This is a genomic window from Catenulispora rubra (assembly GCF_015356825.1).
GTDB classification, from domain to species: domain Bacteria; phylum Actinomycetota; class Actinomycetes; order Streptomycetales; family Catenulisporaceae; genus Catenulispora; species Catenulispora rubra.
In genome coordinates, this window is the sequence record NZ_JAACYW010000059.1 from 15,941 (window position 1) to 31,047 (window position 15,107).

A 15,107-nucleotide genomic window follows, 5' to 3' on the forward strand; every position below is an offset into this window, starting at 1 on the left:
CTAGCTCTGAGCGCCAGCCAGCCCAGGCATCACGCACTCGATCGACAGACCCCGCAGAGCCGCACGCGCTCTAGCGACACCACGAGCAACGACCTGGCCTTCCGCTACCGTCCGGGCTCCAGCAGGCTGATCTTCTCGGCACGATACGCACAGACCGGCAGACGGAACGGGAACACCGCACCCTTCGCACTCGGGCCGTAGCGGGGCCTCGCGCCGTTCAAGGGGCATCTTCGCGACGAGCCGCGTCTCGACGAACCGCGCCGGGTGATGCACTCCGGCCCGCGGCAGGCCAGAGGTCAGCGAGCCAACGATGTGAAGTTCAGAAGCGCCGCGGCGCCGCCATTCGGCCACCAAGGGCGCGAGCCGCAACACGTCGGTCCAGCCCAACGCCAACCGCGGTTCGGCCCGCACGACACGGGCGAGCAACTGGGCGCTTGCTCGCAATTCGTCGTCGGAGTCCATGTTGGGCCCGTTATCCGTGCCTTCGGCTCCCGGCGTCGGGTGGGTGGGTTCTTTGTCCCGTTCCTTCACGGGGTGATCGCCGTCTGGGCTGGCAGCCGACCCACCGGAGGCCGGAAACCCGGCGCTCGGCTCGGGCTGCGACGACGCTTCCCCTGGCCTGTCGAAGACCTCTACCTCGGTGTAGATGTGCCCGTCGGGCGTGCGCTTCTTCGTTCGGGTGAGGTAGCCGAGCTTCTCCAGCTCCCGCATCGCGGAGGCGACGCGCTCCCGGCCCTCCGGCGTTCGTTCCGAGAGCGTCCGGATGTCGTCGCGCTTCCCGTCCGGCTGGGAGAGCAGGTAGGCGAGGATGCCGCGAGCACAGAAGCTCAAGCGGCTGTCTCGAAGGACTTCGTTGCCCAACGCCGTAAAAAAGCGTTCGCGCGCGCTACGATGGATTCGCATTCGGGAGGCCTTACTCCTAGTGCCACGCCCCGGCGGTGTTGGTAGCACCGGCCGGGGTACTTGCTTCTCAGCTGCCGAAGATAGTACCCACAGAGCGCACTGGGTTACAGAATCTCGCATCCCCGCAAGAGCGCACGCTGAGATTTCACCCGATCGCGTGAAGAGGCTTCAGCTCAGCCGACACATGCCGAATGCGATATCGTGCGGCCGGCCGAGAGCAGCTTTCAGAAGCCCGCCAGGACCTCGTCCTTCGCGACCGCCAGCGCGGAATGCACCTCGGCCCACGGGAACGTGGCGGCTCCTGGTCTCCCCGAGGCCGGCAGTGGGAGGACGGCCCGATCGAGCACGAAGCGCACGCCAGCCTCAGCAAGCAGCTCGACGCTTCGGGGGAAGGCTGGATGCTTGACGAGCTCCTGGTTCGGCCAGGGCGCCAAGATGACGGGCTTCCCCATGCCGATGGCTTCGTTGATCAAACCCAGCGCCAACGTGTCCGAGATGCCTGCGGCTACCTTGTTGACGGTGTTGAACGTCGCCGGCGCGACGACGAACGCATCTGCATCCGGCAAGACGTCGGGCTCGTTAGGCTTCTTATAATCGTCGCGAACGGGATAGCCGGTCAGCTCCTGCAGCAGAACGGCGTCAAGAAACCGCATTCCCATGCGGGTCCCAATCACACAGACATCCCATCCCTCACCCTGCGCATGCCTCACGAGATCCGGCATGAGCTCCGATGGGTAGCCGCCGCAACCGATGGCGTAAAGAACGGGCTTCTTTGGCAAGACAGTGTCCTTCCAACCGCACGGCCACAAATAGTCAGGGCACGAGGGTTCCGGGGCGGACGTCGCGCAGCGTAACATCGGTACCACCTACCGTTAACCATGCCCCGGGTGGTGTCCGATGCCGTCGTCCGAGAAGCGTAGCGCCGACCCGCTCACCACTGGCGAACGTGTGAAGTGGCACCGGGAACGACGCGGCGTGCCACGCAAAGCGCTGGCCGAATTGGTCGGGCGATCGGAGGAATGGCTCCGGCTACTTGAGGTCGAGGGACGCGGCGCCGAGCGACTCTCCAACTTGGTCAACATCGCGCATGCGCTCGGCATGAGCGATGCCTCGACGCTCGTCGGTTTCGACCTCCGCCCCCGCAGCACGCCCGGGGTCCCCGAGCATCCTGCGGTTGCCGAGGTACGCCTTGCCCTGAGCCTCGCCCTCCTCGCGCCGGCCGCCGATGGTCCCAGATGCACCATGCGCTCGCTGCAGGAGCGCGTTCAGCACGCGTGGAATGGCTGGCGAATGTCGCGGGCACAGTACATCGCGCTGGGAGCTGTACTGCCCGACCTGCTCACCGACGCCATCGCGCTGGCACATTGGGCGCCGGAAATCGAGCGTCGAGCAGCACACAAACTACTCACCCATGTCTACCTACTCGCCCAACGCTTCGCATTCTGCGTAAGCGCGACGTCGCTCGCGACGCGCTGTACCGATCGCGCGCTCTTGGCCGCCGACCAGGCCGACGATCCGGAGCTGCTGGCTCTCGCCGGCTGGGCCGCCGCCATGACGTCGCTCGCCGCCGATGAACCCGGTGAGGCCGCGGCGATCGCCCTTTGCGCAAGAGAGCACGTCCCCGGCACGAGCACTCCTCGTGAAGCCGCACTGCGCGGTTCCCTCCTGCTCTTCGCCGCCATCGGCGCCGCACGAGTCTGTCGTCCCGGCGATGCGTGGAGGTATTGGGACGAGGCGGCCACGATCGCCGAGCAGCTCCACCACGGCTACCAGCATCCGCATACGCAGTTCAGCAGTGCGAACGTGGCGGTCTACGGCGTGGCTCTGCACGTTGAGACCGGCAACGCGATCGTGGCGGCGGACGAAGCGGCCCGCCTCGATCCGAGCGAGATCCCGTCGACGAATCGCCGGGCCCAGCACTTCATCGACGTCGCGCGCAGCCACCATCGGGCCGGCAACGCCGCCCAGGTGCTCCCTGCCTTGCTCGCTTCCGTTGCCGAGTCCCGAGAGACCATCGTCTACAGCTCCGATGCCCGGGACCTGGTTCTCGCTCAGGTCCGCGCATCCAAGCCCGAACAGGTACCGCAGCTGGCCCAGCTCGCTCAACTGCTCGACATCGCATAGCTTGATCGCGAGTTCGTTCTGGAGCTGCGCAAGGTCGAGCGGTCAGTCTGTAACGCCCTCGAGCGGGAGGTGGTCTCGGCAGTACTGCGACTCCAGCCACTCCTTCTTCACGAAGAGCGGGCGCGAGAGTCGCGCTTTCCCGACCTGCTGGTCACGTAGGAGAATCCCGAGATCGGTGAGGGCGAGCGATCCGTCGGAGGTGAACAGAATCCAGTTCCCGTACTCCGCGGCGTGGTCCAGAAGGAACTGTTGGCCTTGTCCTGGATGGCTCCCCGCCAATGGGAAGTCGGCGAGGAAAACCTGCGGGCCGATGACTGCGTCGAGTGCGACGCATGCAAGTGTGCCCTCGTCATAGAACGCCTTCACACCGCCGGGAAAGTTCTCCTGGTCGTAGTCGCCCCCAACGCGTGACTGCGGCCCGGAAACGAACAGCGCCTGCGCAACCTCGGCCGAGGACATTCCGAAGCGCAAAGGCCCCACCCCGACATCGGGCTGCATCTCCCAGCGGTCCCGTTCCTCGTCTGCGGTCATCGATCCACCCTCAGCTCTGGTCGTCCCGTTTCAGTCGACGTTCACCGGGCGCTCCGCAGCACTGGAGCCGGGAGGCCAACGGAGCCGCTGCCGGAGCGGCGATCAATCCGTCCAAGTTTGTCATTCACGCCAGCTACGCTCGTCTGGAGGCCTTCGGCTTAGCCGAGCCTCTCAGACCACCCAACACTTTGTTGGATCGACCGAGGTAGACAGCTCTTACCGTCAAGAACGGGATACGGCACACAACCCGCCGCGAATCCCAACGTTCGAAGAACGACGGAGGAGCGGATGCAGACAACGCTTCTGGCACTGACTGTCTGGTGCTACGGCTACTACCCCGCACGGTCGGTCCATCGCAGACGCCATGCGTCTCGAACGCCCGCGAAGGCGTCGCTCTTCTGCGCCGCGCAACTGCTGGCGGGTTCGCTCCTATGGGGACGCGCCAGCAGGCAGTGCGCCAATCCCGGCCGTCACCGCGTCTCGGAGCACCGAGTACGGCGGACGGCTTCCACGGTGCCACCGAGGCCGCATTCGCATGCCCGTGGCCACGACCCAGCGTTCTGGCGTCACCAGCAAATCAAGTCTCGGTCTTCCCGATCAAGGATGGGTGCTCATGGCTGACAGCGCAAAGGACAGAATCCTCGGAAGAATCACGGAGCAAGGCCATACGGACAGCTACGGCACATTGCTGTACCTGGCTGCCGTCATGGGAATCGACCCCATAGCGCTCGACCCGGACAACTCTGTCGAGCTCAACACATGGTCCGGGCACCTGGACGGCTTGCGAGCCTCGCTGCTGTGCCTGGCGATTTATGAGCGGGGAATCACGCCGGAAGAGGCGGCGAAAGCTGTCAACCAGCACCTTCTGGCCGCGATAAGCGACCTGGGATCGAGCGGCAACGCTGGAAGCCCGGAGTGAGCCGTGTCGTACGTGTACTGGCTCAGGACCTTCGAAGGGCGGCCCGAGCACCTAACGACAGTACGAGAGTTCACTCGCTCCGTGGCTGGCGGCCGTGACGGTGCCGATCTGATGGAAATGGTCGCATCGGAATTGGCCGGCAACGCGATCCAGCACAGCCAGAGCGGCGGGCCGGGCGGCAGATTCATGCTTCAAGTCCTGGACTTCCGGGACCGGTGGCAGATCTGCGTGATCGACCAAGGCGGGCCGACAGTGCCCCACATATGCGAATTCGCTTCGTTCGAAAGCGCCGACGACCTCGCCGAGCTCGGCGACGAAGTCGAGGCCGGACGTGGTCTGGCGATGGTCGCAGCAGTGTCGTCGGCATGGGGCGTGGCCGGCGATCGGAAGGCCCGCGAGGTGTGGGCAGAGATCAAGACATCAGGAAGGGCGACGGTGGGAACCGACCGTGAAAGTCTCTAAGAACACCGCCATCGTCGCCCAGGGGCGGGGGATGCGGCGGACCCTGCAGGTCGACGATCTGGCGAGGGACACTCTCGCGCAAATCATCGAACACCTGCGGTCTACACGAAACGGCGTCAAGCTTTCCCAGAACGATCTCGCCGTGGGCTTGCCGGTCCGCGGAAGAGCGATTTCCGAGTGGGAGACTGGAGCCGCCGAGCCCACCTTGGAACATCTGATGCAGCTGGCACGTGAGCTCGACAATCAACTGGTGCTCCTCGGCCCGTCCGGCGACGTGCGAACCCACCCGGTACGCCGGAATGCCGGTGCGTCCTGGCAGGTTTTCGAGCGAAAGCGGCTGGCGCTCCCGTTGCGGAATCGCCGTTTGGCGCTGGGGCTGTCGCAGGATGGACTCGGCTATCACGTCGGCGTCAGCCGGGACTCGATCCAGCGATGGGAGCTTGCCCGCGTACCTCCACGCCCGATAGCGCTGATCGTTTGGGCGCAAGAGCTGGAGTACACCCTCGCCATCCGGCCAGTCGATATCTCCGAAGGAACGGGTGTCACTCGTCGTCGGCTCCGACAGCTGGGCCGCCAGCCCGAACTGGCCGGGTGAGCTGCACCTTCGAGATACGGACGTCACGGAGCTAGGCAGAGCTGTCCGAGCTTGACGTCCGAGGCATATCCCCGGCTCCTCCGGGGAGAGCCTGGCCATGGGGGCTATGTAGCGGAGCGAACGTCGCTGGCGGCACATCGCCGAGCGCGGGGATATGGAGGCCTCTTACACACTTGGCATGCACTACGTCGACGAGTACAGCAAATACCGCCGTGCCCAGATCCAGGTGCGCCCGGTCCAGCATTTGTACAAGGCCGCCTGTGCGCATCTGCGCCGGGCGGCCGACGCAGGGCACGGTGACGCCACGTTGGAGCTCGCGCGCGAGTTGTCAAAAATGGGACCGAAACCGTCCGTCTAGCCCGACGAGGACCAGACCTGGCACAACGCCAACAACCGCCACCCTGACCTGCTAGCCGCCGCCCGCCGCAAACGCGCCCGCATCCGCGGCGAGAAAGGCATCCGCTGGGGCGACCGCCCTCTCACAACCGCAGCCTGGCAACAGCCGGATCGGCGATCGTTCTCGCCTCACGCCGCGAACCGGGAGCACCGCCTCAGATGAACCGATGGCCGCCGTCGACGTGCAGGACCGTTCCGGTGATGAAACCGTTCGCCATCAGGGCCCTGAAGGCCTGGGCTATGTCCTGCGGCGCCCCGACGCGCCCGGCGGGAAGCCGGTCGGCCATGGCGCCGAGGCGTGCGGCCTTACCGTCCCCCGCGATCGCGTCCCAGACCGGCGTGTCGACCCAGCCCGGGGAGACCACGTTCACCCGCAGCGGCGCGAGTTCCAGAGCCAGAGCGGCGGCGAGGGACTCCAGTGCCCCGTTGACGGCCGCGACTATCGATCCGCCGGGCGCCGGGCGATAGGCCGCGATGCCCGAGGTGAAGGTGATGGAGCCAGTGGACGGCATCGTCGGGGCGGCGTGCTTGGCGACGAGGGCGGCTCCGAGGATTTTGGTATCGATGAGGCGACGGGCGGCGGGCAGGTCGAGGACGGAGACGTGCTGATAGGCACCGGTGGCATCGACAGCCGTGATGACGACGTGGTCGACCGGGCCGGTCCCGGCGAACAACCGCTCGACCGCGGACTCCTCAGAGACGTCCGCGACGGCTGTGGCGATACCGGGACCGTCGGCCTGGAGTTGCTTGCGCGCGGCGGCCAAACGCGCCGCGTCCCGGCCGACGATCGTCACGCGATCGCCGGCGGCGAGCACCGAAGCGGCGAGCGCGTACCCCATCCCGGAGCTTCCGCCGATGACGACCACGTGTTCTTCGTGTTTTGAGCTCATGCCCCCATGGGATCGCCCAACCCGCTCGCAGGTCCACGACCTGTCCCCTAGCAGCCGTTAGCTTGCGACTAACCCGGCCGCTCGACGGTTGTGCGCGGACCACGCCGCAACGTAGGTGATGACGACCGGCCGTTCCTCGATCGGACGCCAGACGAGCCCCGGGACACCGGCTGCGCGCTCCGAACTCAGCCCGAAGACATCCGGGCACAGCGGCAGGACGGCGAGCATCTGAGCGTGCCCCATCGCACTCGGGGACAGCACGACCCCGTCCAGCGCTGCCAGGACGGCATCGTGCAGCCGCGGGGCCGATTCGCGGGCGAACAGGATCATCTCCTGCCCGGCCAACTCGGCGACGGTGACCGGTCCGGATCCGGCCAGAGCGTGGCGCGCCGACATCAGGACGCCGAGTTCCTCCTCGGCGACGTGGATCGACCTCAGGCCCACCGACAGGTCTACGGGCGCGCGCAGGATGACGAGGTCGAGGCGTCCACGCTCCAGCAGACCGGCGAGCTCGGCGGTGGTGCCGCTCGTCATGACCACAGGGCCTTCGAAACCGCCGGTGATGCGCTGGGTCAAACTGGGCGGGACACCGTTGAGCAGCCCGAAGCGCAGAACCGGCACGGCGACGCCAGCAGCCTGACGGGTCACGTCGATGGCCTCATCGGCCGCTGCCAAAACGGTCCGGGCTGTGCGGAGCAGGACTTCACCGGCAGGAGTCAGACAGACGCCTCCAGGACGCCGGATGAGGAGCGGGCCGCCGATCTCACGCTCGACAGCCTTGATCTGCTGGCTGAGGGTCGGAGTGGAGATGAGAAGACGCTCGGCCGCACGCCGGAAATGGAGCTCCTCGGCCACAGCCACGAAATACCGCATCTGCCGGAGCTCCACGACTGAATCCTAGAACGACACCTTCGACATCCACGCGTTCGCGCATGAATCCGCAGCGAGAAGGCCTCGGCTTCGGCGAACGCCCCAGCCTGCGCCCCATGGCAACGGCCATACCGGCGAACGTTCCCAGTCACCGCACCAGCCAGTTCACCAGCGCGGTCCTCTCGCCGATTCCTGCGGGGACGCCGCCGGCCGGTATCGCATCGGGTTGTCCTGCTGGCCGTTTGGAACGTTGACACCACGAGGACTGCGCGGAACAGCATCAGTCCTGGACGCCTGGCCCTGCCTGGTTTGGGCAAGTCGGGCGACCTCATGCGCCCTCGCCTGAAGCGCCCGCCCCTCCGCGCCCTGCTGTGCGGAGGGCGCGGAGGACGGCGTGCCGGAAGGAGCCACCGGCGCCGGAACGAGGCCGGGCCCAGCAACGGAGTTCTGATCGATGCCGGTGGCGCGGAGTGCGGAGGCGTGACGCTCAGCTGCTCCGGCAAGGGCAGCGAGCGCGCTCGGGGCGCCGGCGTGAACATCCTGCGCGACTCGACGGCTGAGCGCGTCCGCGTGGTCGGAAATGGCGTCGGCGCTGCGGGCGACCACCGCGCGGATTCCCGGGTCCTGGACCTGACGGGCAAGCGTGTTGACCGTGCCCCAGAGAGCTGAGATGCGCTGCCACTCGTAGGTGGCGGCGTGGGCGCGCACCTGGCCGCGCGCGTTGATGTACGCCTCACGCAGGCTCGCCAAAGACTCGACGCGAGGCTCCCGTGGACCACGTCGTTCGAGGCGGTCGGCTGCTCGGGTGGCCAGGTTCGCGATGCCGAGAGCTGCCCGGGTGGCGAGCGCGTTCAGGGGGCCGCGGACGCGGATGTCGGCGGACAGCTCAGCCCAATACCTGCCGGCCACTGCTTTGACCGTGTCCCAGAGGTTCCGCATCGCATCGCGGATGGTGCTGATGCCCGTCCACTCCGGGGCATCAGCAGGGATGCCTGCTATCCGGGCGTCGTCATACGCAGCGTCCACCGGCGCCAGAACGTCGTCGCCGGTGTCGGCCGGGAGCTCCACGGCGGGTGCCGGTTCGGCAGCCGTGGTGCTGGCCGTGTCGCCCTGGCCGTGCGTGGCGACGGACTGGGCTACGAGCCTGGCGGCCTCGTCCATCGCGGGCTCAAGACCGTCGGCCTCGTCGTGATCGGTCCAGTCGGCCAGGACCTGATGAGCGTCCTGGAAGCTGGCGCGCAGATCGCCCCAGATGTCTTCGAAGCCGCCAGGAGTCGCTGTGGCGCGCTCTGGTTCGATGACTGGCTCGGGCGATGCGTCCGGCGTGCTGGTCATGACGTCGTCCTTAGGCTCGGGGCGGTTCTGGGGAAGCGGATCCCGGTCGGGAACGGAGCGCGGGCGGCTGACACCGGCGGCGAGGCCGGACGCGATGGTGTCTGCGGCCTCGTCAGGTGGCAGCCCCGCCCGCTCGGCGGCACGGCGCAGCTCGTCTGCGACATCGCGCGGGTGCAGAACGCCGCCGCCGATGAGGCGACCCAGACGGAACGCCTCCCTGTTGAGGGTGTCGTTGCGCGTCCCCTCCGGAGCCGTGGCAACGGCGTCGGCGGACCGGCTGAGGGCCGCGTCGCCGTAAGCGCTGCGGCGCCGGTCGGTGGTGGGGATGCGGGGGCGAGTCGGCGTCGGCGCCGGGTCCGCAACTACCCGCTGCTTCGAGAGTTCGTCGACGATCCAGGCCGGCAGCGACGCGACGGCCGCCTCGCTCTCGACCCGGTAGTCGCTGCCTTCGAAGACGGAGCCGGGCGCCACGATGAAGCCGCCGTGGCCTCGGGTATCGATCAGCGGACCGAGGCCGGCGGTCGCGCTGCCGGCGGTGTTGCGCAGTGCGGCACCTTCAGGCTGCCGGAAGTAGAGATGACGACCACCCCGCGCGCTGGCGACGGTGAACGTGTCGGGCAGCTGGCGACCGGCCGCCAACTCCGTCAGCGTTTGTTGGCCGTGCCGCGGTCCATCGGGCTTCTTCGCCTGGTCCAGATCGATGACGAGCAGGTTCGACGGCCCGCAAGCGATGGCGATGTTCGCGCTGGGGACGGCGTTCCACCAACGAGCGATCATCTCGGGATCAGTGCTCGCCTGGTTCTCCCAGTCGCTGACCATCGGCTTCTTGGTGCCCGGCTTGAGCGGGAAGACGTGGAATCCCTGATCCGCCAAGGCGAGCGCTTGTTCAAGCATCTTCGATCGCTCCTCTACTCGGGGCTGTTGAGGGGTACGCGGCGCCGGCGGAAGCACGGATCGCGGCTCCGGCTCCGGCTCCGGCTCCGGCTCCGGCTCCGACGGCACAGTTCGCGGTTCGGGCGCCGACTCCGGCGGTACCGTGAGCGGTTCGGGCGTCGATGTGAATCTGGGCTCGGGGTGCACCGGTTCCTGCGCAGGAGCTTGTTCTGCTGGGTCGCGTGACCGTTCCGGCACTTCGACGTGCGGCTCCGGCTCGGAAACAGGTCCTGCGGCGACATCAGGCTCTTCCGGAGCTGCCGACTCGCGGTCTGCCTCGTCGGCGTGGATCTGTTGTTCGGTCGCACCCAGGACCACCGGTTCGTGCTCCGTCTCCGCTCGTGCAGCGACGGTGGACATGGCCGTAAGCATTCGACGAAGCAGCGCGTCTCTCTCACTCTCCGCGCCAGCCCCTACGGCCTTCTCCTCCGCGCGCTCAACTCGGTTCCGACGTGCCTCCTCGTCCCTCTGAGCCTGCTCGCGAATCGCGACATCGAGTGCCGCACGACGTGCGCGTGCCTCGTCCAGGGCTTCTTGGTCTGCGAACGGGAGGCCGATGGCGGCTTCGTTCTCGGCGATCCGCTGCTGGAGCACTTCGATGTTCGCCCGCGTCTCGGCGGCCGTCTCATGCGCTCCGTCGACCGCGGCAGCGATGGCGTCTCGGATACGCCACTGCTGGCCCTTGCCCGTCCAGGCGGCGTTCAGCGGAACGTCCAACCGCCGGTTGTCGCCCGTGACGATGCGTGCGGAGAGTGGTTCTTCCAAACGGTTCCACGTTTGGGCGAAGCCGATCGTCATGCCGCGCCAGAGCACCTCGCGGTCGCAGTAGCCGGTGGTGATGGTGGCCTCGGCCAACGCCCCGAGGACTGCGGGCACGTCGTCCGAAGAGATCGCGTTTCCGTCAGCACTACGCCATAGCGACTCGGCGCCGTAGGCTGCGGCGAACTGAGCGACGCTCTCAAGCGCCTGGCAGCTCGTCGCCGCTGCGGAAGCCCGCGTGGTGAAGGTCTGGATATCCGCGCGCAGTCGACGCTGGTTGCGCTGATGGCTGGACGCCAGGCTCGAGAGGCTCTTGACCCTGACGTTCAGCTCGTTCAGCTCGGCGAGCATCGGATTGCCGGTGGCGACGGCCTTGATCTGGCCGTAGTCCAGCGCGACGTCGCCGATGTCCTCGATCGTCCGCGCGGTGACCTGGCCCGAGAGGATCGGGCGCATGGCCTTCTCCTTGCGCTCGAGGGTCTGCCACATGAAGGCGTCGAAGGAGTCCTGGGTAACGTAGCGGTAGATGTCGACGTTCGAGTTCAGGTTCTTCGGTCTCCAGACCCGTCCCTCGCGCTGCTCCACCTGATCGGGCCGCCACGGCGCGTCGACGTGGTGTAGTGCGATGGCGCGACGCTGGACGTTGACCCCGACTCCGAGCTTGTCGGTGGACCCGAGCAGGACGTTGATCTCACCCTTGTTGCACTGGTCGAAGAACACCAGCCGCTGCACGTCGGTCGTGGCATCGTGGATGAAGCGGATGTTCTGCGCCGGCACGCCTGCAGCGATCAGCTGGTGGCGAATGATCCCGTAGACCTGGTTTCCCTTGTCCTTGTTCGGCGTGCCGAGGTCGCAGAAGATCAGCTGAAGCCGACCCGGCACGCCTGAGCCGTCGCCGGCGAGTTCGAGGTCCTTGGTCTCGTGGTAGATGCGAGCGACATTCGCCGCGACGGCGCCGACCTTGCCAGGCCCCTCGGATTCGAGGCTGACGAGAGATTCGTGAAGCGCGACTCTGCGGCCGTCGGAGCAAATCTTGAGCATGTTGTCGACGTTGGTCGGCACTCCCCCGGCACGGATGTCGTCCGCTCGTTCGGCCAGGTCATGTACATAGTCGCGCACAGTGTCGGAGGCCTCGATGACCACGATGTGCCGCTGAGCGTCGGGCCGCACCACAGGGAAGGCTTCGGGTGCGCGCAGCTCGGCGAATTCGGCGACGGTATGCATCAGCTCGGGGATGTTGATGATCTCGACCGGCCGGCGGTTGAGCCGGAATCCGCCGTCCGGCGTGATCTCGACTCCCGTGCCGAGGCGCACGAACTGCGCTGCCCACGAGTCTGCCGAGGTCAGCCCGAGCTCTTCCAGGCGCTGCGGCTGGAGGTAGTGCTGGAGGACGTACAGTTCGAGCAGCGTGTTGGTGACTGGAGTGCCGGTGAAGCCGGTGGCCACGGCCTGGCCGGGGTGCCGGCCGCGCTGCCAGCTCAGCTTCATATCCAGGTCTTGAGCACGCTTGGACCCGTTGATCGCGAAGCCGTCGGTGTGCACCGGGATGCCGAGGTTCTTGAAGTAGTGCATCTCGTCGACGAGCAGGTAGTCGGTGCCCAGGTGCTCGAAGAAGACTCCGTCGTCCACGGCATGGTTCAGCAGCGTCTTGGCTTGCGCATCCAGGTTGTCGACCATCTTGGCGATCTGCTTGATCTTGCGTGGCGTGGCGCCTTCGGCTTTGGCCGCGACGAGCGCGCTTCTGTAGTCAGCGGCGAGGGCTGCGAGGTAGTCCGCCTTGACCGTCGCGTGGACCGGCATCGAAGTGAACGACGGATGGGACATGACCACCGCGTCCCAGTCCTCCATCGCGCAGCGCGCCGCGAACAGCTTCCGACCGCGCGCGGTCGCAAGATCCTCCTTGCCCGCCATGAGGATGCGGGCGTTCGGAAACAGGCGCTTACCGTCGCGCGCGATCTGCTCGAGCGTGGACGGCACAACAATGATCAGCGGCTTCGACGCCAGCCCCAGGGCCTTGAGCTTGATGGCGGCCATGAACATGGTCGCCGTCTTGCCGGTGCCCACCGGGTACGGACACAGCGCGTCCTCCCCCGAGATCATCCGGGCGACCATGTCGCGCTGGTGCGAGTAGGGCTCGAACTCCGCGTCCAGTCCTGGGAAGGTCAGGTGGGCTCCGTCGTACTTCCTGGGTACGACGGCATTGAAGGTCCGGTTATAGACGCGGGTCAGGCGGTCGGCGCGGTCGGGGTCTTCCCGCCACCAGTTCGCGAAGCGCCCGGCGATCGCGTCGAGCCTGTCGTTCGCAGCGATGGTCTCGTCCTGGTTGCGCACCCGCTTGTCGTCGACAACGTCGTAAACGACAGGAGCCTTGCCGTTGAGCCCGTATTCAAGCAGCTGGTAAGCGTTGAGCCGGAAGGTGCCCCAGTCGGTAGTGGCCGCTGTGGACTCCTCCCCACGCCGGCTCAAAGCAGTCACGCTCCAGGTGCTCGTGCGCGGCTCGCACGCGACAGTCACTGGGAACCCGAGCAGTTCTCGGGCGAAGTCCCGCACATCAGTGGCGGGTATCCACGGCGCGCCGAGGTTGGCTTCGATCTGCTCGGGTTCGAGGTCCGTCGGGATGACGGCTTCGAGAGCCGAGACGTTGCGCCGGAAGCGGTCATCGCCGAGCGCGACGGCGGTCTTCGCCTGCCGCAGCTTGGTCCGCACGTTCCCGGTCAGGTACTCGTCGGCCGGCGACCAGGCGTCGGTGTCCGAGTCGATGAACGCGACCTCGGCGATCTGCCGCGCCGCCTCGTCGGCGTCCACTCCGAGTAGCGCGGCAACGCGTTCGAAGTCGAAGCGACCGAGTTCGTCGCGGCACAGCGCGATGGCCTCTGCCGGGCTTCCCGCACGGGTGGCACGCTCGCGGGGCCGGTTGACACGACGAGTGAGCAGCGCGGCCTTTGTCGCGGTGCGCGTGTCGTCGTCGAAGTTCTCCAGGGCGAGGACCGTGACAAAGTCCGGGTCGCGGCGGAACCCGCCCATCGCCGGCCGGCGGCGCGAGGAGGTCACCGAGCCGTCTTCGTCGGGCTTCCCCTCCACCACCGTGTACCGGTTGAGGCATCCGTACGCCTTGACATACGCGTCGTAGAGGCGCGCCGCTTCAACGCGAAAGGGAACAAGGTCTTCGTCAGGACGGCTGTGGTCGGACTCCGCATCCAACAAGGTCAGAGCCGCGTCACGGAGCGCAACCAGCTTCGGCAACTCCTTGCCCGGCCTCTGCACCGTGACGAGCGCACCTTCGACAACTTCGTGCACGACGCCATCGACCAGGTGGAACGAGCCTTCCTTCTTACCGTCGGAACGCAGCTCGAAAGGAGCAGTTTCGCGAGTGATCGGCGAGGCTCCGACATCAACCCGCCACGGCCGGCCTGCTTCAACGGCCCGGCGCACGATTTCGCTCCCCGCCGCCGCCATCGCGAGCTCAAGAGGAGCGTCGTCCGGACGCGCGTCGACCCGCAGAGTCCGGCCCCAGCGCGGCGCGCTGTCTTCGGCCAGCTCTCCGAGCACCATGTGCGGGTTCGACAGGAAGTAGTCGTTGACCTGCTGGCCGCCGACCGAGGAACTGGTCTTTATCCACTGCTCCCCGCCGGGAAGCGGCTCTTCGTCGGTGCGACGGCGCCGCAGCACCAGGACGTCGACAAGGGGCTCTGTCCCGCCGGAGGTAAGAGCGTCATTGGGCAGACGTACCGCACCCAGCAACTCAGCCTCGCTCGCTATCAGCGACCGGGCCATCTCGCCCGTGCTCCCCGCGGCGTCCATGGTGTACCGGGAAGTGATCAGCACTGCGACGCCCCCGGGCCGCAACGCCTTCACCGAGCGGTAGATGAAGTAGTTGTGCAGGTTCGCGGTCAGCTCGCGCGGCGTGGTCGGGTCGTAGACCTTGGTGTCGGCGAACGGCACGTTGCCGAGCACCGCGTCCATGCCGTACGACGGAAGGGGCGTCTCCTCCAGCCGCGAGGCATGGACCGTCGCGTTCGGGTGCAGGATGCGAGCGATGGCGGCCGAGGTGGGGTCGCGTTCGACGCCGATCCACGTCGCAGGTGTCTCGTCGGGTGTGGCGGCGATGAACGCGCCGGCGCCACAGCCCGGTTCGAGGATCTTTCCGCCGGAGAATCCGAGGCCAGTGAGGACCTGCCAGCATGCTGCGGCGATTGGCGGCGGGGTGTAGAACGCGTTGTAGGTCGCCTGGACTCCGTCGTTGTAGTGATCTTCGGACAGCAGGAAGGCGAGGCGTCCGCCGATCTCCTTCCAGGTTCCAGTACGGGAGCGTTCCACAGCTGGGGCAAGCGGTCCCCAGCCGGTCCATCCGCGCAGCGTCGCCAGGTCTGCTGGCGTCGGAGGCGTATGC

At 67.1% G+C, this 15,107-nt stretch carries 11 protein-coding genes; 5 read left to right on the forward strand and 6 right to left on the reverse strand.

Annotated features, from left to right (window positions below; translation table 11 throughout):
• Both GWK61_RS18665 and GWK61_RS18670 read right to left on the reverse strand, forming a co-directional pair.
• Window positions 1–903 (reverse strand): helix-turn-helix domain-containing protein, encoded by a 903-nt coding sequence (locus GWK61_RS18665; protein WP_194909715.1) that lies wholly within the window; start codon window positions 901–903, stop codon window positions 1–3.
• A 224-nt stretch (window positions 904–1,127) separates the two neighbouring features.
• The gene (locus tag GWK61_RS18670) at window positions 1,128–1,682 is read right to left on the reverse strand and encodes a flavoprotein (protein ID WP_228562532.1); all 555 of its coding nucleotides are present in this window, start codon (window positions 1,680–1,682) and stop codon (window positions 1,128–1,130) included.
• 118 nt (window positions 1,683–1,800) lie between these two features.
• Here GWK61_RS18670 and GWK61_RS18675 point away from each other — a divergent pair, with 118 nt between their 5' ends.
• Window positions 1,801–3,027, forward strand: coding sequence for a helix-turn-helix domain-containing protein (locus tag GWK61_RS18675; RefSeq protein ID WP_194909717.1), 1,227 nt, complete (start codon window positions 1,801–1,803; stop codon window positions 3,025–3,027).
• A gap of 42 nt (window positions 3,028–3,069) precedes the next feature.
• Here GWK61_RS18675 and GWK61_RS18680 read toward each other — a convergent pair whose 3' ends face one another.
• Window positions 3,070–3,558, reverse strand: coding sequence for a hypothetical protein (locus GWK61_RS18680; protein WP_194909718.1), 489 nt, complete (start codon window positions 3,556–3,558; stop codon window positions 3,070–3,072).
• A gap of 613 nt (window positions 3,559–4,171) precedes the next feature.
• Between GWK61_RS18680 and GWK61_RS18685 the strand changes: the two genes are divergently transcribed.
• From GWK61_RS18685 to GWK61_RS18700, 4 genes are all read left to right on the forward strand, one after another.
• Window positions 4,172–4,477, forward strand: coding sequence for a hypothetical protein (locus GWK61_RS18685; RefSeq protein ID WP_194909719.1), 306 nt, complete (start codon window positions 4,172–4,174; stop codon window positions 4,475–4,477).
• Window positions 4,478–4,489: 12 nt separating this feature from the next.
• A complete protein-coding gene (locus GWK61_RS18690) occupies window positions 4,490–4,939 on the forward strand; it encodes an ATP-binding protein (RefSeq protein ID WP_323747633.1) in 450 nt (149 codons plus the stop codon).
• Window positions 4,926–5,534, forward strand: a complete 609-nt coding sequence (locus tag GWK61_RS18695) for a helix-turn-helix domain-containing protein (RefSeq protein WP_323747631.1) — start codon at window positions 4,926–4,928, stop codon at window positions 5,532–5,534. The genes GWK61_RS18690 and GWK61_RS18695 overlap by 14 nt, the downstream gene beginning before the upstream one ends.
• Before the next feature lie 178 nt (window positions 5,535–5,712).
• A complete protein-coding gene (locus GWK61_RS18700; protein WP_194909722.1) occupies window positions 5,713–5,892 on the forward strand; it encodes a hypothetical protein in 180 nt (59 codons plus the stop codon).
• Between the two features lie 193 nt (window positions 5,893–6,085).
• Here GWK61_RS18700 and GWK61_RS18705 read toward each other — a convergent pair whose 3' ends face one another.
• The 3 genes from GWK61_RS18705 to GWK61_RS59610 form a co-directional block, all read right to left on the reverse strand.
• Window positions 6,086–6,820, reverse strand: a complete 735-nt coding sequence (locus tag GWK61_RS18705) for an SDR family oxidoreductase (protein WP_194909723.1) — start codon at window positions 6,818–6,820, stop codon at window positions 6,086–6,088.
• 57 nt (window positions 6,821–6,877) lie between these two features.
• Window positions 6,878–7,708 (reverse strand): LysR family transcriptional regulator, encoded by an 831-nt coding sequence (locus GWK61_RS18710; protein ID WP_194909724.1) that lies wholly within the window; start codon window positions 7,706–7,708, stop codon window positions 6,878–6,880.
• Between the two features lie 147 nt (window positions 7,709–7,855).
• The gene (locus GWK61_RS59610; protein WP_194909725.1) at window positions 7,856–15,034 is read right to left on the reverse strand and encodes a bifunctional DNA primase/polymerase; all 7,179 of its coding nucleotides are present in this window, start codon (window positions 15,032–15,034) and stop codon (window positions 7,856–7,858) included.
• Between the last annotated feature and the right edge of the window lie 73 nt (window positions 15,035–15,107).